The organism is Halogeometricum sp. CBA1124 (assembly GCF_009741955.1).
GTDB classification, from domain to species: domain Archaea; phylum Halobacteriota; class Halobacteria; order Halobacteriales; family Haloferacaceae; genus Halogeometricum; species Halogeometricum rufum.
Genome location: NZ_WPCD01000304.1, coordinates 1 through 2,711, shown reverse-complemented (window position 1 = coordinate 2,711; position 2,711 = coordinate 1). Strand labels below are relative to the sequence as shown.

The window sequence follows — 2,711 nt, the reverse complement described above, 5'->3', positions numbered from 1 at the left end:
CGGCGAGAAGCACGCTCCCGCATGCGCCAAGACGCGAAGTCGGCGGCGCGCTTCGCGACGTTCCGCTGTCGGTCATCGCGTCGTCGAGACGGAAGCCGACGAGGAAGACGCCGCGGCCTGACCGTCCGGAACCTTTTTCATATAACCTGCAGGTTTATCGAGGAGTATGGACTCCCGACCCCGCACGACCTCCGGGAACGGCGGAAAGAACTCGACCTCACGCAGAGCACGCTCGCCGAGATGGCGGGCGTCTCCCAGCCACTCATCGCGCGAATCGAAGGCGGCGACGTGGACCCGCGCCTCTCCACCCTCCGGCGCATCGTCAACGCACTCGACGAGGCGGAGGGGAGCGTCGTCCGCGCGGACGACCTGATGAACACGAACGTCGTCAGCGTCTCGCCCGACGACTCCGTGCGCGACGCCCGCGACCGGATGCTCGAGGAGGGGTTCTCGCAACTGCCGGTCATCCGCGACGGCCGCCCCGTCGGCATCATCTCGAACGGGGACATCAGGCGCGTGCAGGACGAAGACGTGGGTGACCTCCCGGTCGCCGAAGTGATGCGCGAGGCCATCACGACGGTCGAACCCGAGGCGACCCTCGAAGAGATCGACTCCTCGCTCGACCACCACTCGGCCGTCCTCGTCGTCGGGGGCGGACAGACGGTGGGTATCATCACCGAAGCCGACGTCGCGGCCCGCCTCTGAGTTCCGCCGCCGCCTCTCTCCGTTCCTCTCTCGGCCTCCGCTTTCTCTGCCCCCATTGCCGTCGCCTCCTCCGCCGTCGCCGCCGCCTCGACCGACTACCGCTCTCGCACCGTCATCGGCACCTCGCCGCGCGGTTGCGTCGTCATCTGCGGGTTCAGACCCAACTCGCCGTCGCCCGCCCACTCCAGTCGGTACCGCTTTATCACCGCCGCCATCACCGCCTTGGCCTCCATCGTCGCGAACGTCCGGCCGACGCACCGCCGCGGCCCCGCCCCGAACGGGACGTAGGCGTAGTCGTGTCGGTCGTCGCGGTCCCACCGGTCCGGGTCGAACCGGTCCGGTCTCTCGAAGAACCGGGCGTCGCGGTGGACGTTCACGACCGAGAGCAACGCCTCCGACCCCGCGGGAATCCGGTAGCCGCCCAGTTCGACGTCGCGCGTCGTCTCCCGCGGGAGCGTGTGAATCGGCGGATACAGCCGCATCGACTCCCGGAAGACCCGTTCGAGGACGGTGAGTTCCGAGAGGTGGTCCGTCCGGACGGGGTCGTCGCCGACCACCTCGTCCACCTCGCGTTCGACCCGTTCTCTGACGCCCGGATTTCGTGCGAGGAGGTACCACGCGAACGTCAGGGCGAGGGCCGTCGTCTCGTGGCCGGCGAAGATGACGCCGACCAGTTGGTCCGACACGGCGGCGTCCGACCGGGGGTAGCCATCGCCCTCGCGCGCGTTCGCGAGGACCGACAGCAGGGAGTCGTCGTCGTGGTCCGCGCGCACGAGTCGGTCTATCTCCTCGCGCAACGTCGTCACGGCGCGGTCGAACCGCCGGCGACTCGGCGTCGGCAGCCAGTCCGGCAGCGCCCACGACGTGGGTGCGAAGCGGGCGTTCAGGTCGTCGGCGGCCCGCCGCAACGCGTCGCCGCCGCCGTCGCGGTCCAATCCGAGCAGCGTCGCCGCCAGCACGTCGAACGTGAGGCCCTTCATCTCGTCGACCATCGAGTACGTCTCGCCCGGCGTCCACGACGACGCGCGCCGGGCGGCCTGTTCGCGCATCGCGGGGACGTACTCCGCGACCCGCCGGTAGAAGAAGAACGGGTCCAGCAGGTCGCGCTGTTCGCGCCACGCGTCGCCCTCGACGGCGAGGACGCTGTCGCCGAACGCGAGGCGGAAGTCGTCCGTCTTCGCGAACGCCTCGCGGTCGGTCACGAGGGCGCGTTCGAACAGGTCGGGGTGGGCGACGATGTAGCGGTCGCTCCCCAGAATGGAGAGGCGAACCACGTCGCCGTGTTCCGCGACGGCGGCGTCGGTGAAGGAGAACGGACTCCGAGCGAAGGCCACGGTGTTGCCGAGGACGGGCAGACCATCGGGTGCGGGCGGTCTCGGGGGAGTCACGGCCCTGCGGTCAGAGTTCCAGACCCCGGACGGCGACGCCGGACCCCGACTCGACGCGGCCGACGATTCGGCCGTCCGTCGCCGCCGCCAGTTCCTCGGCGTCCTCGGGAGCGAGGGCCGCGACGAACCCGGTCCCCATGTTGAACGTGCGGTGCATCTCCTCGTCGGAGACGTTGCCCGCGCGCTGGACGAACTCGAACACCGGGTGCGGGTCGAAGGCGTCCTCGACGACGTAGCGGAACGACCCCATGCGTTCGAGGTTGGTCCACCCGCCGCCGGTGACGTGGGCCGCCGCGTGCACGCCGTGTTCGCGCATCGGGTCCAAGAGGTCGGTGTAGATGCGCGTGGGTTCCAGCAACGCCTCGCCGACGGTGTCGTAGCCCTCGAACGGGCAGTCGTCGTCGTACTCGTGGTCGCGCGTCGCCGCCTCCCGGGCGAGTGTGAGCCCGTTCGAGTGGATACCCGAGGAGCGGAAGCCGACGAGTGCGTCGCCCTCCTCCGCCTCGCCGGGGAAGATGGCGTCCTTCCGCGCCAGTCCCGCGCAGGTGCCCGCCAGGTCCAGTCCCTTGATGACCTCCGGCATGACGGCCGTCTCGCCGCCGACGAGTTCGACGCCCG

3 protein-coding genes are annotated in these 2,711 nt (G+C 70.2%); 1 reads left to right on the top strand and 2 read right to left on the bottom strand.

Annotation, left to right across the window (positions count from 1 at the left end):
- Positions 1-156: 156 nt before the first annotated feature.
- Positions 157-705: a CBS domain-containing protein gene (locus GJ632_RS20760; RefSeq protein WP_343161303.1), complete on the top strand. Its 549-nt coding sequence runs from the start codon at positions 157-159 to the stop codon at positions 703-705.
- 95 nt (positions 706-800) lie between these two features.
- On the opposite strand, the gene GJ632_RS20755 is transcribed toward GJ632_RS20760, so the two are convergent.
- Together GJ632_RS20755 and GJ632_RS20750 are read right to left on the bottom strand one after the other, a co-directional pair.
- Positions 801-2,093, bottom strand: coding sequence for a cytochrome P450 (locus tag GJ632_RS20755; protein ID WP_343161302.1), 1,293 nt, complete (start codon positions 2,091-2,093; stop codon positions 801-803).
- A 10-nt stretch (positions 2,094-2,103) separates the two neighbouring features.
- The coding region (locus GJ632_RS20750; RefSeq protein WP_255473621.1) for an AIR synthase-related protein at positions 2,104-2,711 on the bottom strand (608 nt) is incomplete at its 5' end.